Source organism: Ruegeria sp. CDSA221 (assembly GCF_059611825.1).
Genome location: NZ_JBXWPK010000003.1, coordinates 375,273 through 399,126 on the forward strand (window position 1 = coordinate 375,273; position 23,854 = coordinate 399,126).

Sequence of the window (23,854 nt, forward strand, 5' to 3'; positions counted from 1 at the left end):
CATCACTCCGCTGGGGTTTCGGCCGCGCCGGCTTCAATGATCTCTTTCCGGGGAACCCAGATCGAGTAGATGAACAGCAGCGCACCCAAGACCACGACGATGCCAGAGCCAAGGCGCATCCAATAGAAGATCGCGACCTGATCCTGCACATCCATGAAGTAGTCTCCGACCACCCGCTGCATGTGCGTCTGCACTGTTCCAGCAAAGGTCAGCACAAAGGTCATGAAAACCATACCGCTGGACATCAGCCAGAAGCTGCCCATGTTCAGAACCTGATTATAAGGATCGCGGTTCTTCAGGATCGGCATTGCATAGCTGAAGATTGCCAGGTTGAGGCAGACATACGCTCCATAGAACGCCAGGTGTCCGTGAGCCGCAGTGATCTGCGTACCGTGGGTATAGTAGTTCACCCCATGCAGCGTGTGCAGGAAGCCCCAGACACCGGCACCGAAAAAGGCCAATGTGGCACAGCCCAGCGACCACAGCAGCGCCGCTTTGTTCGGGTGGTCCCGACGGCCCTTCCAGACCATCACAAAGGCAAAGGCCATCATCGCAAAGAAGGGGATCACTTCGAGGCTTGAGAAGATCGAGCCGATCCACTGCCAGTACCCTGGTGTGCCTATCCAATAGTAGTGGTGACCTGTACCAAGGATACCCGAAAACAACGCGGCGGCGACAATGACATAGAGCCATTTCTCGACAACCTCACGGTCTACCCCGGTCAGCTTCAGCATCAGATAGGCCAGGATCGAGGCCATGATCAGTTCCCAGACACCTTCGACCCACAGGTGGACAACATACCACCAGTATTGCTTATCCAAGGACAGGTTGCCCGGGTTGTAAAAGGCAAACAGGAACAGCAGCGCCAGACCCCAAAGACCCAGCAACAAGATGTTGGTGATCGCGGTCTTCTTGCCTTTCAGAACGGTCATCGACACGTTGTACAGGAAGATCAGTGCGGCCACGACGATGCCGGCCTTGACCCATTTGGGTTGCTCTAGGAACTCGCGCCCTTCTTTACCCAGCAGCCAGTTTCCTTCAAACAGGTTGAACGTATAGGTCAAGACCACGCCCAGTGTACCGACCACCAGAATGATCAGCTGCAGATAGGCCAGCATGGGCGAATGGATCTCACGCTCGGCCTCTTCCGGGATCAGAAAATAGGCCGCACCAAAGAACCCGAGGATCAGCCACACGATCAGCGAGTTGGTGTGCAGCATCCGCACGATGTTGAACGGCAAAAGCTCGCTCAGGAAATTGGGTGATACATAGATAAAGCCGGCCAGAAGGCCGCCTAGAACCTGTATCGCGAACAGGGCCATTGCCACCGCAAAGTAGGCATAGGCGATTTTTTGGGATTCGTATTTCATTGCTCCGTTCCCTTCTCAGCCCGCCTCGTTGGGCGGCCAGTCCTGAGCGTCGATATTGTCCGTCCAGATCAAGAAGTTGGTCAGATCACGGATGTCTTCGTCGCTGAGGTTGAAATTGGGCATCTGACGACGACCGGGAATGTCTGTCGGCTGCGCCTCCATCCAGCCTTTGAGGGCTTCAAAGGCCGATTCCGGGTCGTCCAGCACGCCCCAACGTGTCATCACATTGCCAACCTCTGGTGCAAAGTATGCACCTTCGCCAAGGATGGTATGACAGTTGATGCAGGCGTGTTTTTCCCAGACGTGCTTGCCCCTGATAACACTTTCATCGAGCTTTGCTGCGTTCTCAGAGTTCACGATATACCAGTGAGAATGGGCCGACAGAGCCAGAAAGATGAGGATAAAGAACAGTGACCCGCCATAGAATATATTGCGTGCCATGCTCTTGGTCATGACTTCTCGCATTGCGCTCTCCTTTGCGCAGATTAGCTAGTCTGGCTAAAATGACGGGATGGGCACGGTATATCCTTAACGAAAGTCAAGACTTGCAAAAGGAAATCAAATCACGCTGACCGTTGCACCTTGGGACCCGTCAGCGCGGGCCACATCGCGATCAGGAAAAGCGCAAATGCGCTGACCCACAACCCGTCCGACAGCAGCATCGCAACCATGTAACCTGCATTCAGATCTGCCCCAATCCACCGCGACAGGGCCGCCACCGCCATCAGACCATAGGCCACCGCCATTGGGCCGGGTGCCACCAGCGCGCGACCACTGTGGCCAAGCGCAGCGCGGCTCATGACCGCTAGGGTCATGCCGCCGACGCATCCGATGCCCAGGATGTGTAGGGCTGCGATCTCGTTTCCGAAACCCAGCACTGACAGCCCCCAGAGGATCAGTCCCAGCGCCAGCATTGCAAGCCCAAGATACAGTGCCAATAGGATCGGCTCCCGCGCAGCCCAGCCCGCGCGCCAGCGGGCCATGCGCGAAACCTGCGCCACCCCTAGAACCAACGCCATCGATCCAGCCACAGCACCTGACCCCAGCACCAGAACGATTGGTGGCAGGGTCAGGGCAACCGCCATCGCTGATTTGTCCAGAATTGGCACAGATATTGGCCAGTTCGCCTCGGGAACGCCCGCGCGTCTCATGGCGTTTCGGGTAAAGGCCGGGGTGATCCGTCCGCCAAGAATGGCAATCATCGCGCAGAGCGCCAGCAACCCCGCGCGCAGCCCGGTATGCAATGTGTCATCCGTCATCCCGGTCCATTCAAGATGCGTGAACAGATCAGCAATCCAGATAAAGCTGAGCAACAGCAGAAAGAGCATGTTCTGAGGTTTCGGCCTCCGGATGAGCTGGGTTGCAATCTTGGCCGCCAGAATCGGTACAAAGGCCAGGTCGACCACCGCCACAAGCGCCGCAGGCAGCATCCCTGAAAACCACATCGCCATCCGACCAGCCAACCACAATCCGGCGGCCAACGTTATGAACTGCGCACGCGCATCTGGTGCGCCGGTCCAATTTGGCACCGCGGTCAGAAAGAACCCGCCCAGCGCGGCTGTTGCATAGCCGAAGATCATCTCATGCGCGTGCCACATGGGCGGGGCCATGCCATAATCCGGCACTGCATATGGCACCGTCAGCCACAGCCCCCAAACCACTCCGACAAAGAGGCCATAGAGGCCGGCGGACAGAAAGAATACACGAAACCCTTCACCAAACACGCGGGTGATGATTGCGGGCATGGCTGCTCTCCTTGGTGTTTTCCAAGCCCTAGCAAGCCGCCCGGCTGCGCGACTTAACAAAAATCAAACCGGCCGAAAAAGTGTGCCAAAGATACAGATTTTCCCAGCCGGAAAATTGACGTTTTTCCCTGCCCGCCACCTGAATTGCGCGGCTGGTGTTGACTTTCGTCAAGGAGCACCCTTGCGCGATGCCCCACGCTTGGACCGCCTCACCAGCAAATGGAGAGTGATCATGTCACTTGGAATCAGCTATACCAAAACGGGCCGCGTCTTCGGGGTCGGTTTGGCGATGTTGCTGGGCAGTGTCGCTGCACCAGCTTTCGCCGAAGAGCCAACTTTGAACGAAGAAGCGTTTGAAGCGTCGAAACAACTTTACTTTGAACAATGCGCGGGGTGCCACGGTGTCTTGCGTAAAGGCGCCACTGGCAAGAACCTTGAACCGCATTGGAAGAAAACCGCAGCTGACGGCGCTGTGACCGAAGGCGGCACACTTGCGCTTGGGCAAGAGCGGCTTGAGAAGATCATCGCCTGGGGCACCGAAGGCGGGATGAACAACTTCTCGGACATCATGTCCGAGCAGGAAATCAAAGACATGGCGACTTACATCATGATGGAGCCGCCCAAACCACCTGAAATGTCGCTGGACCAGATGATGGCGACCCGCAAGGTATATGTTGAAGAAGAGGACTACCCAACCGAGCCGATGCATGGCCGCAACTGGGAAAACTTCTTTGTTGTTATCGAGCGCGACGTCGGCAAAGTCGCTGTTATCGATGGCGACACCAAAGAGGTGCTGACACATATTCCGACCGGCTATGCGGTGCACGTTCTGAAAGCATCCGAACACCATTCGCTGGAAGAGCCGGAACAGCCCGGTCGCTTCTGGTACACCATGGGCCGCGACGGCAAGATGACCAAGATCGACCTCTGGCAGACGCCGGACAAGATGTTGGTTTCCGAAGTCAAGATTGCCTATGACGCCCGCGACGTTGCTGTTTCCGGCGATGGCAAATACGTCATCGGTGGGGGCTATTGGCCGCCGCACTTTGCAATCGTTGACGCCCAAACGATGGAGCCGGTCAAGGTTGTATCGACCCGCGGCGTGAACGTGGACGGGGACTATGTGGAAGAGGCTCGCGTGGCCGCTATCTACACAACTCCGAATGAGCCGACCTGGATCGTTGCCGTCAAAGAGCTGGGGCAACTGTGGCAAGTAGATTATACTGATCTAGACAATCTGCGGATCGACAAGATCGACAGCGCCAAGTTCCTGCATGACGGATTCTTCGATCCGACGGGCCGGTATTTCCAGATCGCTGCAAACGCATCGAACAAGATGGTGGTTGTAGATACCGAGACCCACAAGCTTGAGGCGATGATCGACACGGCCGCGTTGCCGCATCCCGGTCCGGGCGCAAACTGGATTGACCCGAATTGCGGGCCGGTAGCTGGCACAACCCACCTCGGGGTTGGCACCGTGACGGTCTGGGGCAACGACCCCGAAAACCGACCCGATGACGCCTGGAAGATCTGCTACGAAGTGGAAACAGACGGCCCGGGCCTGTTCGTCCGTACGCATCCGGAATCGGACTATATCTGGGCTGACCAGACCAAACACCCGGAACCGGAAGTGCAGCAATCTGTGCAGGTCATCTCGAAAGAAACCGGCGAGATCGTGAAAACCATCCAGATCACCGAAGACGAAGGCAGCGCCGCTGTTCACTTTGAATTCAACGCGGATGGAACCGAGGTCTGGGTGTCCAAGTGGAACCTGTCGGATTCAAAAGAACCCAACGGTCAGATCGTGATCTTTGACGCCAAGACATTGGAAGAGATCGGTCGCATCGAAGGGCTGTACGCCCCGACCGGCAAGTTCAACGTCTACAACCGGTCGAACCACGTCACCTGACGGGTTTCGATCAACTCGGAGCAGGGCGGGCCCCTCGCCCGCCCTGTCCTTGTTTCATCCATCAGCCGAATGCGCAGGCCTGACACGCCGCGCCAGTCAACACAGCCAAAACGGAGCCCGGACATGACCTCCGATCCAGATAAGAAACCACCGATCTGGCGTCGGTATTTCCTGTGGGGAATGCCTGTGGCCGGTATTGCCGCTGCCTTTGCCGCCGGGATCGTCTTTTGGGGTGGGTTCAACACCGCCATGGAAGCCACCAACACCAAAGAGTTCTGTATCTCGTGCCATGAGATGCGCGATTTCGTCTATGAAGAATACACCGGGACCATCCACGATGTGAACCGATCGGGGGTCGGGGCGGTCTGTTCCGACTGTCACGTACCCAAGGACTGGACCCACAAGATGATCCGCAAGATCAAGGCGTCCAAAGAACTGTATGGCAAGGTGGTTGGCTCGATCAGTACACCCGAGAAGTTCGAAGCTAAGCGTATCCATCTGGCGATGAATGAATGGGAAAGGATGAAGGCCACTGATTCGCGCGAGTGCCGCAACTGCCACGACTTTGAATCGATGATGCCCGAGTTCCAGCGCCCCCGCGCGCGCCAGCAACATTTGAACGCAATGGAGACAGGCCAGACCTGTATCGACTGCCACAAAGGGATTGCGCATTCGAACATCCGCGACAGGGCCACAGATGAATATCTGGAACAGATTGAAGCCCCGAATCCTGATTTCATCCGTGCAATTCCGCCAGAATATCTGGCCAGTCTCGACCGTGTAGAAGCCAAGGAGGCGGCTGAGGCCGAAGCCGAAAAATCGGCCAAGACAGCACAACAAGAGGCGGTGCAAGCCCAGATCGCAGCCGCTGTGGACGCTGCAGTCGCCGAAGAACGCGCCAAATCAAGCGGTGAAGAATCCACAGCCCCGGCAGGCGGTGGCAGCGATGTCGGAGGCGATATCGACTGGACCAGCATCGCAAGCGCGGATCTGAAGCTGTTTTATCCCGGTCAGGCTTCGTTTGAATGGGTTCAGAATGGCAAGTTCCACGGCGGCGCCCGGCCACTGACAAAAGGTGGCGACCAATGTTCGACTTGTCATGCCAAGGAATTGGACATGATTGGAAACAAGATCGTCGCAGGCGGTGAGCTGGAACCAACCCCGATCCCTGGAAAACGTGGTGTGATCGACGCAACTGTTCAGGCGGCCCATGATGCCGAAAACCTCTATATCCGCCTGCAATGGCCGGATGCAGGGCACAATCCTGCACCATTTGTGGATGGCGGGAAGATGGACCCGGACAACCAGATCAAGGTCGCCATGATGATCACCGGAACCGGGATCGAAATGGGGGATCAGGTGGGCTGCTGGGCCTCGTGCCACGCGGACAACACCTATATGCCGTTTGATCCGGGTGCAGATGCGATTGTCGCCAATGGCGATGTTGCAGGCCGCCTGGCCGCTCAGGACACTGTGACCAAATATATCAGCGAAAGCCGCACCGAGGTCGAAGTCAAAGGCCGGCGCGGGAAAGCTCTGGGTGGCTGGGACAAATTGCAGGCCGAAGCGCAGATCGCGCAATATCTGGATGACGGCACCTATCTGGATCTGATGCGCGTCTATGCCGATGGCAGCGCCAGCAACGGCTATCTTCTGGAACAGCGCATAGTCAATGATGGCGAAATCGCCGCCTCGGCCAACTTGTCGGGTGGTATTTGGACCGTCACGTTCTCGCGGCCCTTAAACTCGGGCGCACCGGGTGATGTGCCATTGGAACCGGGCAAGACCTATACGGTCGGCTTTGCAATCCACGATGACTTTGCCGCGGCACGATTCCACCACGTGACGCTGAACACAAGCTTCGCGATGGACGACGACAGTGCCAATATCAACGTGGTCGGACAATGACTGATGGGGCCGGGTAAACCGGCCCCAATGTATTTGGTATGGAGACTTGGACGATGAAGATCCGCCTACTTCTTCCTGCATTTCTGGCTTTAGCGTCACCTGCGGTGGCCGCTGACGAAGACACAGCTGAGATCTGCGCCGAGGCAGAAACCCGCTACGTGGATCTGTTCGGTCAGCCGTCTTCAGATGTGGAAGATGCAGAGGTTGTGCTGATGTACAAATACAATTTCTGCCCAGCCCAACTGACGGTCAAAGCGGGGACCACAGTGCGTTGGGTGAACGTAGACAAACGCACCAGCCATAGCGTCCTGCTGAAAGATGGCAGCAAAGCCGAGAGTGACCGCCTGTTCCCCGAGGAATTTGTTGATCTGACATTTCTTGTTCCCGGCGCCCAGGATTACCTGTGCGGACCACATTGGGAGACACAGAACATGTTCGGAATGGTCACCGTAGAGCCCTGATAAGCGGCAGGCTGAAAGATGCGCGGGCGCAATTCCCGTGCTCCTTAACTTAAGTCAAGGAGGTCGGTTTACCTGTGCGCCAACTTGTTTCCATGACACGCCCGGTTCCCCAGCAACGTCCCATATTCGCGCATGGAAACGACCAAAACACCGGGTTCCGAAGACATTCAGAACAAGCGAGTTTGCACATGAGCGGTAAGGTTTTTCTGATTGGTGCCGGCCCTGGTGATCCCGAACTGATCACCATGCGCGCCCTGCGTATGCTGCAGGAGGCGGACGTGGTGGTCTATGACCGCCTTGTTTCGGATGAAATTCTGGCCATGCACACCGAGGGCGCGCGGCTGATCGCCGTCGGCAAGGCCCCCAAGTGCCACACTGTTCCTCAGGATCGCATCAACGAAATCCTGCTGGAACACGCACGCGCAGGTCACGTTGTGGCCCGGCTGAAAGGCGGGGATCCGATGATCTTTGGTCGCGGCTCGGAAGAGGCCGCTTTTCTGATGGCACACGGTGTTACGGTCGAATACGCACCGGGCATCACGGCGGCACAAGGCGCATCCTGTTCGACCGGCGTGCCCCTGACCCATCGCGGACTGGCGACCTCGGTTCAATATGTCACCGGGCACAGGCAGTCCGACAAGGTTCTTGATCTGGATTGGAAACGGCTGGCGGACCCGGATACAACGCTGGTCGTCTATATGGGCGTGGCCAATATCGGCCAGATCGCCATCGGCTTGATGACCGAGAACCTACCCGGATCCACCCCGGTCCTGGCTGTTGGGCAGGCCACCAGTGCCTCTGAACGCCGCCTTGTATCCCGACTGGACCAGATTGCCGCGGATGTGCGCAAGGCGGATCTGAAGGCCCCTACCTTATTCATTATCGGAAAGGTCGTTTCGCTTTATGCCAATCAGGCCCTGACCGAGATTTTGGAGCGGGCGCATGGGTAGCCTGGCGCATATGGACCGCAAGCAGCCGGGCTGGGCCGCGCATACTGTTCTGACTGCCGTCGTTCTGGTTGCCACTTCCGCTCTGGCCGCTGACGCCATCGACCCAACCGCCCTGAAACGGTTGGTCCACCAGGATTGCGGCTCGTGCCACGGATTGTCCCTGAAAGGCGGGCTTGGTCCTGATCTGCGACCGGAAACTCTGGAACATTACGAGGCGGACGTCCTGACGGGGGTCATACTGGACGGCATCCCCGACACGGCTATGCCCCCCTGGCGCCTCCTGATCAGCGAAGAAGAGGCCGAATGGATCGCCCGATACCTGCTGGAACAGGAGGCAAAATGAAACAACTTGCCCTTGGCATCGTTGCCCTAATGATGATGACACCTGCCAATGCAGACCCCACCGCCACCGGAGATCTGGGCCTTGTGATCGAACGGGCAAAAGGGTCGGTCTTATTGGTGGACCAGTCGGACCGGGCCGCATTGGCACGGATCGAAGGGTTGGGCGATCTGTCCCACGCCTCCCTGGTCTATTCACCCGACGAACGCTTTGCCTATGTTTTTGGCCGCGATGGCGGGCTGACCAAGGTTGATATAGTGACCCGTCAGATTGCAAATCGGGTCGTGCAGGCTGGCAATTCCATTGGCGGCGCAATTTCGGATGACGGCCAACTGGTTGCGGTGTCGAACTATGAGCCGGGTGGCGTACGCGTGTTCGACGCGGATACGCTGGAACTGGTTGCCGACATCCCCACCGACAGCAAAACCATAGGTCTTGTCGATGCGCCGGGCCGTCGGTTCGTGTTTTCCATGTGGGACACGGGCGAGACCTGGATTGCTGATTTCGCAAATGGCGCGCCCGAGATCACAAAGATCACCGATATGGGTAAGAACCCCTATGACGCGCTGATCACCGCCAATGGTCGCACTTATATCACCGGTCTGTTTGGCGAGGACGGGCTGACCGCACTGGACCTATGGGCAGACAATCCAAAACCGATCCGCGTGCTGCCGGGCTATGGGCGCGGACAGGAAGAGATGCCGGTATACAAGATGCCTCATCTTGAGGGCTGGGCACTGACGGATCGCGAATTTGTCCTGCCCGCGGTCGGCCACCATGAGGTTCTTTGGATTGACGCCGAAACCTTGACAGAAACAGGCCGCACCCAAACCCATGGTCAGCCGGTCTTTGCCATGGCGCGCCCGGATGGGCGACAGGTCTGGGTGAACTTTGCCCATCCATTGAACGATACAATTCAGGTCATCGACAGCGTCAGCAAACAGGTCATCCACGAATTCTCTCCGGGCCCTGCCGTCCTGCATATGGAGTTCACGGCACGCGGGCATGAGGTCTGGATCAGTGTCCGCGACGCCAACAAGGTCGTGGTCTACGACACGCATAGCTTTGAAAAGCTGCGCGAGATCGCGGCGGACAGCCCCTCGGGTATCTTTTTCACCGCCCGCGCGCACAGAACAGGGTTGTAACCCATGCAACATATCACTGACCCGATCGACCGTCGCCTGCTGGACGATTTTCAGCGCGAATTTCCGATTGTCGACCGCCCGTTTCAGCCAGTGGCCAAGGCGCTGGGGCTGGACGAAGCTGAAGTGCTGAACCGTCTGGCGCGAATGCGTTCGACCGGCCGGATCACCCGGGTCGGGGCCACGATCACTCCGGGCGCGGTGACGGCCAGCACTCTGGCCGCGGTGGCCGCACCCGAGGAGCATCTGGAGGACATTGCCGCCCTGATCGACGCAGAGCCCGGTGTGAACCACAATTATCAACGCGAGGACAAATGGAACCTCTGGTTTGTAGCGACCGGCCCTGATCGCGCGCATGTGGACGCCACTCTGGCCCGGATTGGCCTGCAAACCGGTTTGCAGGTTTTGGACTTGCGTCTGGTTCGGCCGTTCAATGTTGATTTGGGCTTTCGAATGACAGGCAAGCAACGCAACGTACCGGCACCGCGCAAGGTGGACTGTTCCGTTCTGCAAAAGGGTGATCGCTCGTTGATGCAGGCGCTTAGTTCCGGCTTACCGCTGGTTTGCGAACCTTACGCAGCACTGGCCGCTTCTTTGGACCGTAAACCAGAGGACGCCATGACGCGGATCCGGATCTTACACGAGGCTGGAATTGTCTCGCGTCTTGGCGTGATCGTAAGACACCGGGCACTGGGCTGGTCGGCCAATGCAATGGTGGTCTGGGATATGCCAACTGATCAGGTCGATCGTGCCGGACCTGCGCTGGCAAAATACCCTGGCGTGACACTGTGTTATGAGCGTCGACCCGTTGAAAACATCTGGCCCTACCGCCTGTATTCCATGATCCACGCCCGCTCGCGCAGCGAAGCGCGAAACCTCCTGGCCGGGGCTGCGGCATTGCCTGAGCTGTTTGGCGCGCAGCACAAGGTGTTGTTTTCGACTCGCTGTTTCAAACAGACCGGCGCGCTGATCCAACCCAAGGAGACAGCGGCATGACCCTGGACGAAATTGATCGGGCAATCCTGAACCGAATGCAGGACGACTTACCTCTGACCTCACAACCCTATGCGATGGTGGCCCAAGAACTGGGGATTTCGGAACAGGATCTGTTGGTTCGCCTATCACGGATGAAGGATGAACGGGTCATCACGCGCTTTGGCCCGTTCTTTGACGCGGCCGCGATGGGCGGGGCTTTTTGCCTATGTGCCATGGCCATACCGACAGAGGCATTTGAATCCGTCCTGACCAAAGTCAATGCGCATCCCGAAGTTGCCCATAATTATGAACGTACGCACCGGCTGAACATGTGGTTCGTATTGGCCACCGAAACGCCCCAAGGGATTGAGGCCTGCGCCGATGCGATCGAACAAGAGACGGGGATCGAAGTTCTCAGATTTCCCAAGTTGCAGGAATTCTTCATCGGCTTCCGGGTGGCGGCATGATCGACGCAAAAGACAGACTGATTATCGAGGTTCTGCAGGGCGGATTGCCCCTGGTGCCTTCGCCCTACGCTCGGGTCGCTGAAAGCCTTGGGATGGACGAACAAGCGCTGCTGTATCGCCTCGCAGAACTTAAGGCGCGCGGCGTTATACGTCGTATCGCCGCAGCCCCGAACCACTACAAACTGGGCGTGACTTCGAACGGCATGACAGTCTGGGACGTCGATGACAGTCAAATCGCTGATTTGGGGGCACATATTGGCGGTCTGCCTTTTGTCACCCATTGCTATGAACGTCCACGTGCCCTGCCCGACTGGCCTTACAACCTGTTCGCCATGGTCCATGGCAAAGACAGGGGTGAAGTCGAAGAAAAACGGGCCGAGATTGCCGGTATTCTGGGCAGTGCCTGCCGGGCCAAGGACATCCTGTATTCAACGCGCATCCTGAAAAAGACCGGGCTGCGCCTGAAACCGAAAGGCCAAACGCCATGTTCCGCCTGACTGAATACATGCAGCAACTGGTCACCCCGACCCCCGTGCGCAAGCGCCGCCCCGGCCCGGTTAAGCCGGTGGTCATCTGGAATCTGACCCGGCGCTGCAACCTGAAATGCCGCCATTGCTATACTGTTTCGGCGGATGTCGCGTTCCCGGGTGAGCTCAGCCACGAGCAAGCCATGGTAACCCTTGAGGATCTCGGCCAATTTCGCGTCCCGGCCCTGATCCTCTCGGGGGGGGAACCGCTGGATCGGTTCGATTTCTTTGATATCGCCAACCGGGCGCGCAAATTGGTGCCGATGCTGGCGCTGTCGACGAATGGCACGCGGATTTACGATGAAACCGCCGATATGATCGCTGATGTCGGCTTTAACTATGTCGGCATATCACTTGACGGGATCGGGGCCACAAACGACTGGTTCCGAGGTGTCGAGGGCGCCTTTTCAGATGCCCTGCGCGGCGTACGCGAGTGCAAGAAACGCGGCATCAAGGTTGGTTTGCGATTCTGTTTGACCGAGGGCACACAGCACCATCTGCCCGATCTCCTGCAGTTGTGTGATGATGAGGGGGTCGACAAATTCTACCTGTCTCATCTGGTTTACGCCGGTCGCGGCGACAAGAACAGGGGCGAAGATGCCGAACACCTGCGCACGCGCAAAGGTCTGGATCTGTTATTGGACCGTGCGTGGGAGGCAGCCTCGGGCGGGCGCCCGCTGGATATCGTCACCGGCAATAACGATGCCGACGCCGGATATTTTCTGAACTGGGTCAGGACGCATTTTGATGCCGAAAAGACCTCGCATATACGTGCGCATTTGGCGGCCTGGGGCGGGAACTCCAGCGGGTTGGGGGTGGCCAATATCGACAATCTTGGTCGGGTCCATCCCGACACCTACTGGTCAGATTACACGGTCGGGAATGTGAAAACGACGCCGTTTTCCGAGTTGTGGACCGGGGACGACAAGATGCTGGCCATGCTGCGCACTCGCCCGCGTCCGTTGAAAGGGCGCTGTGGAGTTTGTCAGCTCAGGGATGTTTGCGGTGGCAACACGCGCATCCGGGCCCTGCAACTGACGGGCGATCCCTGGGCCGAGGACCCGGCCTGTTACCTGTCAAACGATGAAATTGGCGTGGATAAAGCGGGCAAACGCCTGCAGGTCACACCTTTCCGGGGGAAAAGCCATGATCCGGCGCATCAGTTCTTTTAGGGCTCGGACGCTTGGAACACTGTGTGCGCTTCTGCTGACCAGCGCCGCATGGGCCGACGCCCAGTCCGACTATGCCGAACATTGCGCGTCCTGCCATGGTGACACCCGGCTGGGCGGTGTTGGTCCGGCCTTGATACCCGAAACGCTAAAACGCATGCGCGGGCCGCGGGTTGCCGCCGTGATCGCCGAAGGGCGCACCGCCACCCAGATGCCAGCCTTTGCGCATAATCTGAACGCCCTGCAGATTGAGGAGTTGGCAGGTTGGCTGAAATCCCCGCTCGAGACCGCCCCGGACTGGGCCGAGGCAGACATCATGGCCAGCCGTATGCTGGACGCAGACTATGTCGAGATTGATGCGCCCGTCTGGTCCAGTGATCCGATGAACATCACGTTGGTGGTGGAAACCGGAGACCACCATGTCAGCGTTCTGGACGGTGACACATTTGAGGTTTTGGACAGATTTGAAACTCCTTTTGCCGTTCATGGCGGCCCAAAGTTCAGCCCCGATGGGCGTTACGTGTTCATCATGTCCCGCGATGGCTGGGTCCAGAAATATGACATCTGGGCGTTGCAACAGGTGGGTCGCGTGCGGGCGGGACTAAACAGCCGCAACATTGCCATGTCAGGCGATGGCAAATGGCTGGCGGTGGCGAATTACCTACCCCACAGCCTGACCCTTTTGTCCACCCGGGATCTTTCGGTGGCAAAAGTCATCGAGATTAAAAGCAGGAAAGGTAATCCCAGCCGCGTTTCGGCCGTTTATCAAGCTCCGCCACGGGAAAGCTTTGTGCTGGCCTTGAAGGATGTGCCAGAGATTTGGGAGGTCTTCTATGGCGCCAATCCACCCCAATCCGGGCTGGGACACGATTTTCGTATCGAAGGGCAGTTCAAGAACCCGAACCCTTTCCCAGTACGCAAGATCACTACGCCCGACTATCTGGACGATTTCTTTTTCGACCAGACTTATGAATACGTCATGGGCGCATCTCGCGACGGGAACGGCGGTCAGGTGATTGATCTGGTCATTGGCCAAAAAGTGGCTGACCTGGATCTGCCCGGCATGCCGCATCTGGGTTCCGGGATTACCTGGCGGCGCGGCGATACAACTGTGATGGCAACGCCGCACCTGACTGATGGCACCGTCTCGGTGATCGACATGGAGACATGGGAAACGGTCAAGCGGATCAAGACCGAAGGGCCGGGGTTTTTCATGCGCAGCCATGAAAACTCGCCATATGTCTGGGCCGATGTTTTCTTTGGGCCCAACAAGGATGTGATGCATGTGATCGACAAGCAAAGCCTTGAGATCGTACGGACCCTGCGCCCAGCGCCGGGCAAAACCGTGGCCCATGTGGAATTCACCAAGAACGGAAGCCATGCGTTGGTTTCGATCTGGGAAGATGACGGCGCGGTGATCATCTATGATGCAAAAACACTGGAAGAGGTCCGCCGTCTGCCGATGCGCAAACCTTCGGGAAAGTACAATGTCTGGAACAAAATCACCTTCTCGGAAGGAACCAGCCACTGAGGGCAAATGGCCGGTGTGGAAACTGGCCATATTGCTGTATCCAGCGTCTGCGCTGACCGTGGCCATAAACCTTTTTCTGGCTGGCCTGATCGCCAACAGCGCCGGATTCGGAGTGATTGAGCCTGTCACCGCCATCCTGTGGTCAATCCCATTGGGTGTACCTGCCTGCTGGTTTGCAGGGCGCTGGGTACGCAGTTTGATGGACGAAGCAGACGGCTAGGTCGGATTCTCCAAAGGCCTAACCGAAGTCAAGTATCTGCTTTCGGGAATCTCTTAGGACTTGGGAAAGATCACCGAGTTGGATTCTCCATGCCCGCCCATAATCCTTTGCACATTTCAGCTGTTTGCGCGTCCCGCGCAGCTTGTGCGGTGGCAGGTATAATCCTTCTGCTTTTGCAGCTGCTTAGCCCGGCGCTGGCGAGTCCCGGGCAAAGCATGTGGGTTGAGATCTGCTCGGAGGGCGGCGCGGTCTGGGTCGAGGTTGATCTTGAAAAAGGCGATGCAGACCCGACCGCACCTTGCCCCAAATGCGCCGATTGCGCGCTGTGCGCCGTGACCGGTGCCGCACCTCTGCCCATGCCGCTGGAAGTGACGCAACGAGGAAGGGTTCAATTCTTATCTTGCCAAAACAACAGGTCCTTCGAGCTAAATGGCTCTGACCGGCTGTGGCCAGAAACCCGGGGTCCTCCCCCTGCACCAGAATTTAAAACCGAACGCGCCCCGCGCGCGTCCATGGCGTCCACCCCAATCATCGGAGGTGCGTCGTGATCGTAAGTCGCGCAATCCATTTCCTGCTGGCCTTTTTTCTGTCCTGCCTGATGGCGATCAGCGCACATGCCGACAGCCTTGCCAGCTTTTTGCCAGAACTTGAGCCCGCGGACCTGATCCCCGGCGCCGAGGCATTTGGCCCGATCAGAAAAGACATTCCGGTTGCGCCGATCCTGAAAGGGGGCAAAACGATTGCCTGGGCCTTTCTGACCTCGGATTTCGTGGGCACCACAGGCTATTCCGGCAAACCCATTCACGTCGTTGCAGCGATCGACAATGATGCGGTGCTTACTGGCGTTAAGCTGGTCAAGCATTCGGAACCCATCGTACTGATCGGGATCCCGAACGCGCGCATGGTCGAACTGACCGAAGGCTATGCCGGCCTGGACCTTAGGGTTGAGGCTGAAACAGGCGGTGAGGGCCATGACCTCGACATTATCTCGGGCGCGACTGTCACAATCATGGTGATCGACGACAGTCTCGTGCGCGGCGGCATCAAGGTAGCGCGGGCGTTGGGGCTGGGTGGCTTGTCACCGCTGCAGGCCGACGGGCCGAAGCGCGAAGTCGATATGGCACAAGATGCCACTTATGACTGGACAACGCTTTCGGGTGACGGCTCGGTCCGACGCCTGACACTGGATGTCGGTCAGGTCAACGCTGCGTTCGAGGCCACCGGCGACCAGCGCGCCATCAGGCGCCGTGAACGGGGCGCGCCCGACGACACCTTCATCGACATGCATCTGGCGTTGGTTTCAGTCCCGTCGATCGGCAAGTCGCTGCTGGGCGAGGCCGAGTATCAAAACCTGACCGAGTGGCTGGGCGAGGGCGAGCAAGCCATCCTGGTGCTGGGTCGTGGCGCCTATAGCTTCAAGGGGTCAGGCTATGTGCGTGGCGGGATTTTCGACCGTATTCAACTGATTCAAGGTGATAATTCGGTACGCTTCTTTGATAAACAGCAAGAGCGTCTGGGCAGAGTTGCGGCCGCCGATGCGCCCAGTTTCACCGAGCTGGATATCTTCAAAATCCCCGCTGAGGCAGAGTTTGATCCGGCCGAACCGTTCCGCCTGCAACTGTTGGTGCAACGCGCCGTCGGTGCGGTTGAAAAGACGTTCCTGACCTTCGATTTGGGCTACAAACTGCCTGAGCAGTACCTGTTGCCAGTCGTAGCCCCCACCGTTGTGGATGACGCCACAGGTGAAGCCGCCGCCAAAGCCGCTCTTTGGAAACGTATCTGGAAGGATCGCACAGTCGAGATTGCCGGTCTGGGCGTCATGCTGCTGATACTGACGGCGACCTTCTTTTTCCAGTTCCATGCCACGATGAACGCGCGGGTCTTTTACTGGTTCCGCATCGGCTATTTGACAATGACCCTGTTCTTCATCGGCTGGTACGCGAATGCCCAGTTGAGCGTGGTGAACCTGATGGCGCTGGCGGGCAGTTTGCGCACAGGTTTCTCATGGGATGCCTTCCTACTGGACCCGCTGGTGTTCATCCAATGGTTCGCCGTGGCAGCCGCCCTGTTGTTCTGGGGACGCGGTGCCTATTGCGGCTGGCTGTGCCCGTTTGGCGCGCTGCAAGAACTGACCAACAAGATCGCGCGGGCTTTTCGCGTGCCGCAATGGACCCTGCCCTGGGGCCTGAATGAACGGCTGTGGCCCGCGAAATACATGATCTTCTTGGGTCTCTTCGGCCTCAGCTTTGTCTCCATCCCGCTGGCCGAGAAGTATGCCGAGATCGAGCCTTTCAAGACCGCGATCATTCTGAAATTCATGCGCGACTGGCCGTTTGTGGTTTTTGCGCTGGCCCTGTTGGGGATCGGCCTGTTCGTTGAGCGGTTCTACTGCCGCTATCTCTGCCCGTTGGGCGGAGCACTGGCGATCCCGGCCCGCATGCGCATGTTCGACTGGCTACGCCGTTACAAGGACTGCGGCACCCCCTGTCAGACCTGTGCCAATGAATGCCCCGTTCAGGCGATCCACCCCACAGGTGAGATCAATCCGAACGAGTGCGTCACCTGCCTGCATTGTCAGGTGCTCTACCAGTCCGAGGACAAATGTCCCGTCGTTATCCGCCAACTGAAACGGCGGGCCAAGACAGGGTCGGTCGATCTCAAGACCCCACTCGGACAACCACCGGCGAACCATCCAAACGCCAAACCGAAAACCGTTTCCTAAAAGGAGGAACGATCATGTCGGAACATGACAACAAACTAACCGTCACACGCCGCGGTATGCTAGGGGCGACCGCCACTGGCGCCGTGCTGGCCGGAACCGGTCTGGGATCAACCCTGATGACCGCTAAACAGGCCAGCGCCGCGGCCAATGCCAATCTCGAACCTGGTGAGTTGGACGAATACTACGGCTTCTGGTCCTCGGGTCAGACCGGTGAGCTGCGCATTCTGGGCTTCCCGTCCATGCGCGAGCTGATGCGGGTGCCGGTGTTCAACCGCTGTTCGGCCACCGGTTGGGGTCAGACCAATGAATCGCTGAAGATCATGACCGATGGCCTGCTGCCGGAAACCAAGGAATTCCTCGCCAAGCGCGGCATGAAAACCTACGATAACGGTGACCTGCACCACCCGCATATGTCGTTCACCGACGGCACCTACGATGGCCGTTACCTGTTCATGAACGACAAGGCCAACACGCGCGTTGCTCGCGTACGCTGCGACGTGATGAAATGCGACAAGATCACCGAAATCCCGAACGCCAAGGCGATCCATGGTCTGCGTCCGCAGAAATTCCCGCGCACTGGTTATGTCTTTGCCAATGGCGAAGATGAAACTCCATTGGTCAATGACGGCACTGTGCTGGACGATCCGTCGCAATACGTGAACATCTTCACCGCGCTGGACGGCGACACCATGGAAGTGGCATGGCAGGTGATCGTGTCGGGTAACCTCGACAACACCGACTGCGACTATCAGGGTAAGTACGCCTATTCGACCTCGTACAACTCGGAAATGGGTATGAACCTGGCCGAGATGACCGAGAACGAGATGGACCATGTTGTTGTCTTCAACCTCGCCGAAATCGAAGCAGGTATCGAAGCAGGTGACTATCAGGAGCTGAAAGGCGTCAAGGTTCTGGACGGTCGTAAGGGTCAAAACAAGAAATACACCCGCTACATCCCGATCCCGAACTCGCCGCACGGCATCAACACCGCGCCCGACGGCAAGCATGTCTGCATCAACGGTAAGCTGTCTCCGACCGTATCGATCATGGACGTCACCAAACTGGACGCCCTGTTCGAAAGCGATGCCGATCCGCGGTCCTGTATCGTGGGTGAGCCGCAGCTGGGTCTTGGCCCGCTTCACACTGCTTATGACGGCCAGGGCAACGCGTTCACCACGCTATTCCTGGACAGTCAGATCGTGAAGTGGAACCTCGACAAGGCAATCGAGGCTTACGGCGGCGCCGATGTTGACCCGATCATCTCGAAGGTCGATGTGCATTATCAGCCGGGCCATAACTCGACCACCATGGGTGAAACCAAGGAGGCTGATGGCAAGTGGCTGATTTCGATGAACAAGTTCTCGAAAGACAGGTTCTTGAACACGGGTCCACTTAAGCCTGAAAACGAGCAGCTGATCGATATCTCAACCAACGAGATGAAGGTGGTTCACGACGGACCGACCTTTGCGGAGCCGCATGACTCGATCATGGTGCGCGCTGACATCGTCAACCCGGTCAACGTCTGGGACCGTAACGACATCACCTGGGAGGACGCCCGCAAACAGGCTGAGGCCGATGGCATCGATCTGGAAGATGGTGCCGAGGAACCGATCCGGGACGGCAACAAGGTGCGGGTCTATATGACCTCGCAGGCCCCAACCTTCAGCCTTGAGAAGTTCACCGTCAAACAGGGTGATGAGGTAACAGTCTACATCACCAACCTGGATGACGTGGACGATGTGACCCACGGCTTCTGTCTTGGCAACTACGGCATCGCGATGGAAGTTGCGCCGATGGCGACCGCTTCGGTCACCTTCACCGCTGACCGTCCGGGCGTGCACTGGTTCTATTGCCAGTGGTTCTGCCACGCGCTGCACATGGAAATGCGCGGCCGGATGCTGGTCGAGCCGCAGGGAGCATAACCCATGCGTTGGCCACTGCTCATACCGCTCCTGCTCGGCTCGCCCCTTTGGGCGGCGGATTGGGATGTGCCCAACCGGGCGGGGGCCATCAATGAAACACTGGCGCAGGCGGCGGATGGAGACACCCTTCGCCTGAGCCCCGGCGTTTATTCGGAAACACTGGTTCTGGACCGGCCCGTCACAATTGATGGGCTGGGGCAGGCCACCATTGACGGACAAGGCGTCGGTAGCGTCATCACCGTGACCGGACCGGGCGTGACCGTGCGCGGTCTGACCGTGATTGGTTCGGGCTCGAGCCATGATGGGATCGACAGTGGCATTCAGCTGGTCAAAACGGCCCATGCGCCGGTGATCGAAGGCAATGTGTTGCTGGGCAATCTCTATGGCATCGACATCCACGGCGCCAAGGACAGCGTCGTGCGCGGCAACCGGATCGAAGGGCGTCAGGACAAGCGGATCAATGACCGCGGCAACGGCGTCTATGTCTGGAACGCACCGGGTGCGCGGGTCGAAGACAATGATATCCGGTACGGGCGCGATGGGATCTTTGTGAACTCGTCCAAGAAGAACACCTTTACTGGAAACCTGTTCCGCGACCTGCGGTTCGCGGTGCACTACATGTATGCCGACGACTCGGTGGTCAGCGATAACGTCTCGATCGGCAATGATCTGGGCTATGCGGTGATGTTCACGACCAATGTCAAAATCACCGGCAATGTGTCGATTGATGATCGCGAACATGGTGTGATGCTGAACTACGCCAACAAGAGCGTGATTTCCGGGAACGTCGTTAAGGGTGCAAAGGAGAAATGCACCTTCCTGTATAACTCGAACAAGAACGAATTCACCGACAACTGGTTCGAGGGTTGCGGCATCGGCATTCACTTCACTGCTGGGTCAGAACGTAACCATATCGTCGGCAACGCCTTTGTCGGAAACCGGACTCAGGTGAAATACGTTTCGACCAAGTGGGTCGAGTGGTCTGAAGATGGGCGCGGCAATTACTGGTCCGATTTCGCCGCCTATGATGTGGATGGCAACGGCGTCGCTGATGCCCCTTATCGCCCCAATGACTCGATGGACCATGTGCTGTGGACCCAACCCGCAGCCAAACTGCTGCTCGGCTCCCCCGCCGTGCAACTGGTGCGCTGGTCACAATCGGCCTTCCCGGCGCTGTTGCCGGGGGGTGTGATGGACAGCAACCCATTGATGCAAGCCCCTGAACCCCCAGCTATGAAAAAGGTGCCTCATGACGGATAAGGCCCTGACGATAAACAACGTCTGTAAGGACCGAGGCAAAACCCGCGTTCTTGACGACATCACCCTGTCTCTTGCCCCTGGTCAGCGCGTGGCGCTACTGGGCCATAACGGCGCCGGCAAATCGACCCTGATCAAATCCATCCTTGGCCTGATCCCGATTGAGGGCGGAGCCATTCGGATCGGAGACGCCACACCCGGCAGCGCGCAGGCGCGGCGGGATACGGCGTACTTGCCCGAGGCGGTGTCCTTCCACCCGGCGCTTACGGGCCGGGAACAGCTGACTCTTTTCGCGCAGCTCTCGGGGTCCAAGGCCGATGTGCCCGGTTTGCTGGATCGCGTCGGCCTCAGCGACGCACTGGACCGACGGATCGGGACCTACTCCAAGGGGATGCGGCAACGTCTGGGATTGGCGCAAGTGCTGCTGGGCCAGCCGAAAGTGGCATTGCTGGACGAGCCGACAAGCGGACTGGACCCGATTTCTCGGCAGGATCTGTACGCCATCATTGACGAACTGGCCGCAAAAGGCACCGCCGTCCTGATCGCATCGCATGCCCTGACTGAGGTCGAGGCCCGCACAGACCGGATCGCAATCATGCGCGGGGGCCGGATGGTGGCCGATGACACGTTAAACAACCTTTCGGCGCTGGCGGGTCTGCCAATCCGCCTGAAGGTGCGCGCCAGCTCTAACCCTGACGCCTTGGCCGCCAAACTGGGCGGCAGCCGGATCAATGGCGTGTCCGTTGAGTTGCTCTGCACCGTCGACGACAAGATGGAGGCCCTGCGCCGGATCGCCGGATTGGGCGATGCGGTGGCAGATGTGGAAATGACACCTCCCAAGCTGGAAGATCTCTATCGCTACTATGCACAGGAGAAGAGGCCATGACCCGCTTCCTCGCCATCACCCGCACTGAAATGTTGATCCTGCGCCGCAACCGCTGGCTGTTGATGGCCACACTGATCATGGTGTTATTCGCGCTGGCACTTACCTTTGCAGGCAGTGCACCCACAGGCACGCTTGGCGTTGATATGCTGACTGTCTCGGTTGCCTCGATGACGACGCTGTCGGTCTATCTTGCCCCCCTACTGGCACTGATGATTGCCTTTGACGCCATCGCAGGCGATGTGGACCGGGGCAGCTTATCGCTGCTCTTGTCCTATCCCGCCGGGCGCGGAGAAATCCTGTTGGGAAAATTCACCGCCCATTTGTCGGCGCTTGCCTTTGCGATGACCATCGGCTTTGGCACGGCTGGCGCGGTGGCAGCATGGTTCGGTGGTGCCGGTCCAGAAAGCCTGTTGGCTCTGGTCCGTCTTATCCTCACTTCGATCGTGCTGGGCGCCGTGTTTCTCGCACTGGGATACTTGCTGTCCGCCCTGGCAAAGGGGGCCACGGCGGCAGCAGGTCTGTCGGCCGGGCTCTGGCTGGTTTTTGTCGTCCTCTATGATCTGGGCCTGTTGGGGGCCGTCGTCATGGACAAGGGCGGCACCTTCACTCAATCCGTCTTTCCATGGGTGATGGTGGCCAACCCGGCCGACGCTTTCCGTCTGTGGAATATCGCCGCGACCGAGGGCGTCGCGATGGCATCCGGCATGACCGGCGCTGCGCAGGCTCTGCCCGTCTGGGCCGCCCCGTTGTCTTTGCTGATCTGGCCCCTGCTAGGCCTTGCACTTGCCCGGCTCGCGTTCCGAAGGGTCGAGCCATGAAGCGTCTTTTCCTGATTGCTCTACTCGCCCTGACTGCCTGTAAGGAAGAACAGATTGCCGCGCCTGACCCGGTCGATTTGACGCCAGACGCACTCAGCTTTTTTTGCCAGATGAATATTGCTGAACATGGCGGTCCAAAAGGGCAGATTCACCTCGACGGCTATCCCACACCACTGTTTTTTGCACAGGTTCGCGACATGGTTGCCTATCTCAAAAGCCCCGAACGCGAGGCAGCCATTGTTGCAATCTATGTCAGCGATATGGGAACCGCCCCAAGTTGGCATCAACCAGGTCAATCCAACTGGATCAATGCCGAAGGTGCGACTTTCGTCGTCGGGGCCAATGTCGCCGGCGGCATGGGCGCGCGCGAGGTCGTGCCCTTTGCCGACCCGACTGATGCGGACAGCTTCATCATCCTGTACGGAGGGTCCGCTTTGCCCCTGACTGACATACCCGACGCCGAAGTGCTTGGACCCGTCGATCTGGACCTGAAACTGGAGACACCAGCATGAGCCGTTTGTCCCGACGTCGTTTTCTGATCATGTCTGCGGCATGCGCCGCGCTACCGGCGGTCGCATCTGGCGCACCAGTCGCGCATTGGCGTGGCATCGCGCTGGGGGCCAGGGCCAGCCTTGACCTTGTTGGCCTTTCTGAGGCAGAGGCGGCGCCCCTGCTGTCATCAATCGAGGCTGAACTGAACCGGCTGGAAGATATCTTTAGTCTGTACCGATCGCGATCACAGATTTCAGAGCTGAACCGAAGCGGATTGCTGCAGCAACCGGCCCCCGAGCTGTTGAATGTACTGAGCCTGTGTTCGACCCTTCACAGTGCATCAGGCGGGGCTTTTGACCCCACAATACAACCCGTCTGGAGGGCGATGGCCGCGCGCACCAGCGCATCTGAATTGACTGCCGCCCAAGAAACTGTCGGCTGGCACCGAGTCCGATATGACCCTGATGCTATCCAGCTGCCGGAGCCCGGTGTCTCAGCCTTGACATTGAACGGTATCGCACAAGGCGCAATCACCGATCGCATTGCGGCGCTGTTACGGTCCTTTGGCTTACGCGATGTTCTGGTTAACATGGGAGAAATCGCGGCAATGGGTCAGCGAGGTGACGGGCAAGACTGGCGGGTCGGCCTTGCGGGTCACAATAATACAGTCCTCAAGAAGATCACTTTGCGAGAACGCTCAGTAGCCACATCTTCGGTTGCAGGCACGCTCTTGCCTGGCGACCACGGCCATATCCTGAACCCATTCGGCCCAAGCCCAAGCAACCACACTGTTTCCGTTTCCGCACCCAATGCAGCCTTAGCTGACGGTCTGTCCACAGCTCTTTGCGCCGCCCCAAAGGAATGGACCGGTAGAATTCTGCAGAGTTTTCCATTGGCCAGTTTGGAGTTGAGCGGATAATCCGCAGTCTGTTCCAAGGCAGTCAAATCGGCAAATAGGACCTGTCCGCTGAATCAACTTTACCGGCGGTCAACCTTTCGAGCGCCAGCAGCCTCATACCGAACAGTCATCCGAATTCAGAAAC

At 58.3% G+C, this 23,854-nt stretch carries 22 protein-coding genes; 19 read left to right on the forward strand and 3 right to left on the reverse strand.

Annotated features, from left to right (window positions below):
* Nucleotides 1-2: 2 nt before the first annotated feature.
* The 3 genes from AC2FJ5_RS06820 to AC2FJ5_RS06830 all read right to left on the reverse strand — a co-directional run bounded on the left by AC2FJ5_RS06820 (nucleotide 3) and on the right by AC2FJ5_RS06830 (nucleotide 3,115).
* Nucleotides 3-1,370 (reverse strand): cbb3-type cytochrome c oxidase subunit I, encoded by a 1,368-nt coding sequence (locus tag AC2FJ5_RS06820; protein WP_496676741.1) that lies wholly within the window; start codon nucleotides 1,368-1,370, stop codon nucleotides 3-5.
* Nucleotides 1,371-1,385: 15 nt separating this feature from the next.
* On the reverse strand, nucleotides 1,386-1,835 hold the full coding sequence (locus AC2FJ5_RS06825; RefSeq protein WP_142635251.1) for a c-type cytochrome: 450 nt from the start codon (nucleotides 1,833-1,835) through the stop codon (nucleotides 1,386-1,388).
* A gap of 98 nt (nucleotides 1,836-1,933) precedes the next feature.
* Nucleotides 1,934-3,115 (reverse strand): NnrS family protein, encoded by a 1,182-nt coding sequence (locus AC2FJ5_RS06830; RefSeq protein WP_496792858.1) that lies wholly within the window; start codon nucleotides 3,113-3,115, stop codon nucleotides 1,934-1,936.
* Between the two features lie 232 nt (nucleotides 3,116-3,347).
* Here AC2FJ5_RS06830 and AC2FJ5_RS06835 point away from each other — a divergent pair, with 232 nt between their 5' ends.
* From AC2FJ5_RS06835 to AC2FJ5_RS06925, 19 genes are all read left to right on the forward strand, one after another.
* Complete coding sequence (locus tag AC2FJ5_RS06835) at nucleotides 3,348-5,024, forward strand: cytochrome D1 domain-containing protein (protein ID WP_271948614.1); 1,677 nt, start codon at nucleotides 3,348-3,350, stop codon at nucleotides 5,022-5,024.
* A 123-nt stretch (nucleotides 5,025-5,147) separates the two neighbouring features.
* A complete protein-coding gene (locus tag AC2FJ5_RS06840; protein ID WP_496792859.1) occupies nucleotides 5,148-6,932 on the forward strand; it encodes a NapC/NirT family cytochrome c in 1,785 nt (594 codons plus the stop codon).
* A gap of 53 nt (nucleotides 6,933-6,985) precedes the next feature.
* Nucleotides 6,986-7,393, forward strand: coding sequence for a cupredoxin domain-containing protein (locus AC2FJ5_RS06845; protein WP_281972618.1), 408 nt, complete (start codon nucleotides 6,986-6,988; stop codon nucleotides 7,391-7,393).
* Nucleotides 7,394-7,581: 188 nt separating this feature from the next.
* Nucleotides 7,582-8,343: a uroporphyrinogen-III C-methyltransferase gene (gene cobA / locus AC2FJ5_RS06850; protein ID WP_281972619.1), complete on the forward strand. Its 762-nt coding sequence runs from the start codon at nucleotides 7,582-7,584 to the stop codon at nucleotides 8,341-8,343.
* The gene (locus AC2FJ5_RS06855; RefSeq protein WP_496792860.1) at nucleotides 8,336-8,686 is read left to right on the forward strand and encodes a c-type cytochrome; all 351 of its coding nucleotides are present in this window, start codon (nucleotides 8,336-8,338) and stop codon (nucleotides 8,684-8,686) included. The genes cobA and AC2FJ5_RS06855 overlap by 8 nt, the downstream gene beginning before the upstream one ends.
* Nucleotides 8,683-9,828: a cytochrome D1 domain-containing protein gene (locus tag AC2FJ5_RS06860; protein WP_496691874.1), complete on the forward strand. Its 1,146-nt coding sequence runs from the start codon at nucleotides 8,683-8,685 to the stop codon at nucleotides 9,826-9,828. The genes AC2FJ5_RS06855 and AC2FJ5_RS06860 overlap by 4 nt, the downstream gene beginning before the upstream one ends.
* Before the next feature lie 3 nt (nucleotides 9,829-9,831).
* Nucleotides 9,832-10,821, forward strand: coding sequence for a siroheme decarboxylase subunit beta (ahbB, locus tag AC2FJ5_RS06865; protein WP_496792862.1), 990 nt, complete (start codon nucleotides 9,832-9,834; stop codon nucleotides 10,819-10,821).
* Nucleotides 10,818-11,267: an Lrp/AsnC family transcriptional regulator gene (locus AC2FJ5_RS06870; RefSeq protein WP_496792863.1), complete on the forward strand. Its 450-nt coding sequence runs from the start codon at nucleotides 10,818-10,820 to the stop codon at nucleotides 11,265-11,267. Before ahbB (AC2FJ5_RS06865) ends, AC2FJ5_RS06870 begins: the two co-directional genes overlap by 4 nt.
* Entirely contained in the window at nucleotides 11,264-11,764 is a 501-nt protein-coding gene (ahbB, locus tag AC2FJ5_RS06875; protein WP_496792864.1) for a siroheme decarboxylase subunit beta, read from the forward strand. The genes AC2FJ5_RS06870 and ahbB (AC2FJ5_RS06875) overlap by 4 nt, the downstream gene beginning before the upstream one ends.
* Nucleotides 11,752-12,966 carry a heme d1 biosynthesis radical SAM protein NirJ gene (nirJ, locus tag AC2FJ5_RS06880; protein WP_496691877.1) on the forward strand — a complete coding sequence of 405 codons (1,215 nt, stop codon included), beginning with the start codon at nucleotides 11,752-11,754 and terminating at the stop codon, nucleotides 12,964-12,966. Before ahbB (AC2FJ5_RS06875) ends, nirJ begins: the two co-directional genes overlap by 13 nt.
* Nucleotides 12,941-14,494 carry a cytochrome D1 domain-containing protein gene (locus AC2FJ5_RS06885; RefSeq protein ID WP_496792866.1) on the forward strand — a complete coding sequence of 518 codons (1,554 nt, stop codon included), beginning with the start codon at nucleotides 12,941-12,943 and terminating at the stop codon, nucleotides 14,492-14,494. Before nirJ ends, AC2FJ5_RS06885 begins: the two co-directional genes overlap by 26 nt.
* Nucleotides 14,451-14,714 carry a hypothetical protein gene (locus AC2FJ5_RS06890; protein WP_142635225.1) on the forward strand — a complete coding sequence of 88 codons (264 nt, stop codon included), beginning with the start codon at nucleotides 14,451-14,453 and terminating at the stop codon, nucleotides 14,712-14,714. Before AC2FJ5_RS06885 ends, AC2FJ5_RS06890 begins: the two co-directional genes overlap by 44 nt.
* 598 nt (nucleotides 14,715-15,312) lie before the next feature.
* The gene (locus AC2FJ5_RS06895; protein WP_496691895.1) at nucleotides 15,313-17,436 is read left to right on the forward strand and encodes a 4Fe-4S binding protein; all 2,124 of its coding nucleotides are present in this window, start codon (nucleotides 15,313-15,315) and stop codon (nucleotides 17,434-17,436) included.
* A 14-nt stretch (nucleotides 17,437-17,450) separates the two neighbouring features.
* The gene (gene nosZ, locus AC2FJ5_RS06900; protein WP_281972625.1) at nucleotides 17,451-19,358 is read left to right on the forward strand and encodes a TAT-dependent nitrous-oxide reductase; all 1,908 of its coding nucleotides are present in this window, start codon (nucleotides 17,451-17,453) and stop codon (nucleotides 19,356-19,358) included.
* Between the two features lie 3 nt (nucleotides 19,359-19,361).
* Nucleotides 19,362-20,618: a nitrous oxide reductase family maturation protein NosD gene (locus AC2FJ5_RS06905; protein WP_496792867.1), complete on the forward strand. Its 1,257-nt coding sequence runs from the start codon at nucleotides 19,362-19,364 to the stop codon at nucleotides 20,616-20,618.
* On the forward strand, nucleotides 20,608-21,501 hold the full coding sequence (locus tag AC2FJ5_RS06910; protein ID WP_496792869.1) for an ABC transporter ATP-binding protein: 894 nt from the start codon (nucleotides 20,608-20,610) through the stop codon (nucleotides 21,499-21,501). The genes AC2FJ5_RS06905 and AC2FJ5_RS06910 overlap by 11 nt, the downstream gene beginning before the upstream one ends.
* Nucleotides 21,498-22,319 carry an ABC transporter permease gene (locus tag AC2FJ5_RS06915; protein WP_271948643.1) on the forward strand — a complete coding sequence of 274 codons (822 nt, stop codon included), beginning with the start codon at nucleotides 21,498-21,500 and terminating at the stop codon, nucleotides 22,317-22,319. Before AC2FJ5_RS06910 ends, AC2FJ5_RS06915 begins: the two co-directional genes overlap by 4 nt.
* The gene (locus AC2FJ5_RS06920; protein WP_142635212.1) at nucleotides 22,316-22,831 is read left to right on the forward strand and encodes a nitrous oxide reductase accessory protein NosL; all 516 of its coding nucleotides are present in this window, start codon (nucleotides 22,316-22,318) and stop codon (nucleotides 22,829-22,831) included. The genes AC2FJ5_RS06915 and AC2FJ5_RS06920 overlap by 4 nt, the downstream gene beginning before the upstream one ends.
* Nucleotides 22,828-23,730: an FAD:protein FMN transferase gene (locus tag AC2FJ5_RS06925; protein WP_496792870.1), complete on the forward strand. Its 903-nt coding sequence runs from the start codon at nucleotides 22,828-22,830 to the stop codon at nucleotides 23,728-23,730. The genes AC2FJ5_RS06920 and AC2FJ5_RS06925 overlap by 4 nt, the downstream gene beginning before the upstream one ends.
* Nucleotides 23,731-23,854 lie beyond the last annotated feature (124 nt).

Bases quoted from the DNA above. Each gene is read 5' to 3' on its own strand.
- cobA (WP_281972619.1), top strand. From the start codon at position 7,582: ATGAGCGGTAAGGTTTTTCTGATTGGTGCCGGCCCTGGTGATCCCGAA.
- ahbB (WP_496792864.1), top strand. From the start codon at position 11,264: ATGATCGACGCAAAAGACAGACTGATTATCGAGGTTCTGCAGGGCGGA.
- ahbB (WP_496792862.1), top strand. From the start codon at position 9,832: ATGCAACATATCACTGACCCGATCGACCGTCGCCTGCTGGACGATTTT.
- AC2FJ5_RS06890 (WP_142635225.1), top strand. From the start codon at position 14,451: ATGTCTGGAACAAAATCACCTTCTCGGAAGGAACCAGCCACTGAGGGC.
- AC2FJ5_RS06835 (WP_271948614.1), top strand. From the start codon at position 3,348: ATGTCACTTGGAATCAGCTATACCAAAACGGGCCGCGTCTTCGGGGTC.
- AC2FJ5_RS06860 (WP_496691874.1), top strand. From the start codon at position 8,683: ATGAAACAACTTGCCCTTGGCATCGTTGCCCTAATGATGATGACACCT.
- nirJ (WP_496691877.1), top strand. From the start codon at position 11,752: ATGTTCCGCCTGACTGAATACATGCAGCAACTGGTCACCCCGACCCCC.
- nosZ (WP_281972625.1), top strand. From the start codon at position 17,451: ATGTCGGAACATGACAACAAACTAACCGTCACACGCCGCGGTATGCTA.
- AC2FJ5_RS06895 (WP_496691895.1), top strand. From the start codon at position 15,313: ATGGCGATCAGCGCACATGCCGACAGCCTTGCCAGCTTTTTGCCAGAA.
- AC2FJ5_RS06870 (WP_496792863.1), top strand. From the start codon at position 10,818: ATGACCCTGGACGAAATTGATCGGGCAATCCTGAACCGAATGCAGGAC.
- AC2FJ5_RS06925 (WP_496792870.1), top strand. From the start codon at position 22,828: ATGAGCCGTTTGTCCCGACGTCGTTTTCTGATCATGTCTGCGGCATGC.
- AC2FJ5_RS06820 (WP_496676741.1), bottom strand. From the start codon at position 1,370: ATGAAATACGAATCCCAAAAAATCGCCTATGCCTACTTTGCGGTGGCA.
- AC2FJ5_RS06915 (WP_271948643.1), top strand. From the start codon at position 21,498: ATGACCCGCTTCCTCGCCATCACCCGCACTGAAATGTTGATCCTGCGC.
- AC2FJ5_RS06920 (WP_142635212.1), top strand. From the start codon at position 22,316: ATGAAGCGTCTTTTCCTGATTGCTCTACTCGCCCTGACTGCCTGTAAG.
- AC2FJ5_RS06840 (WP_496792859.1), top strand. From the start codon at position 5,148: ATGACCTCCGATCCAGATAAGAAACCACCGATCTGGCGTCGGTATTTC.
- AC2FJ5_RS06830 (WP_496792858.1), bottom strand. From the start codon at position 3,115: ATGCCCGCAATCATCACCCGCGTGTTTGGTGAAGGGTTTCGTGTATTC.
- AC2FJ5_RS06885 (WP_496792866.1), top strand. From the start codon at position 12,941: ATGATCCGGCGCATCAGTTCTTTTAGGGCTCGGACGCTTGGAACACTG.
- AC2FJ5_RS06855 (WP_496792860.1), top strand. From the start codon at position 8,336: ATGGGTAGCCTGGCGCATATGGACCGCAAGCAGCCGGGCTGGGCCGCG.
- AC2FJ5_RS06905 (WP_496792867.1), top strand. From the start codon at position 19,362: ATGCGTTGGCCACTGCTCATACCGCTCCTGCTCGGCTCGCCCCTTTGG.
- AC2FJ5_RS06825 (WP_142635251.1), bottom strand. From the start codon at position 1,835: ATGCGAGAAGTCATGACCAAGAGCATGGCACGCAATATATTCTATGGC.
- AC2FJ5_RS06910 (WP_496792869.1), top strand. From the start codon at position 20,608: ATGACGGATAAGGCCCTGACGATAAACAACGTCTGTAAGGACCGAGGC.
- AC2FJ5_RS06845 (WP_281972618.1), top strand. From the start codon at position 6,986: ATGAAGATCCGCCTACTTCTTCCTGCATTTCTGGCTTTAGCGTCACCT.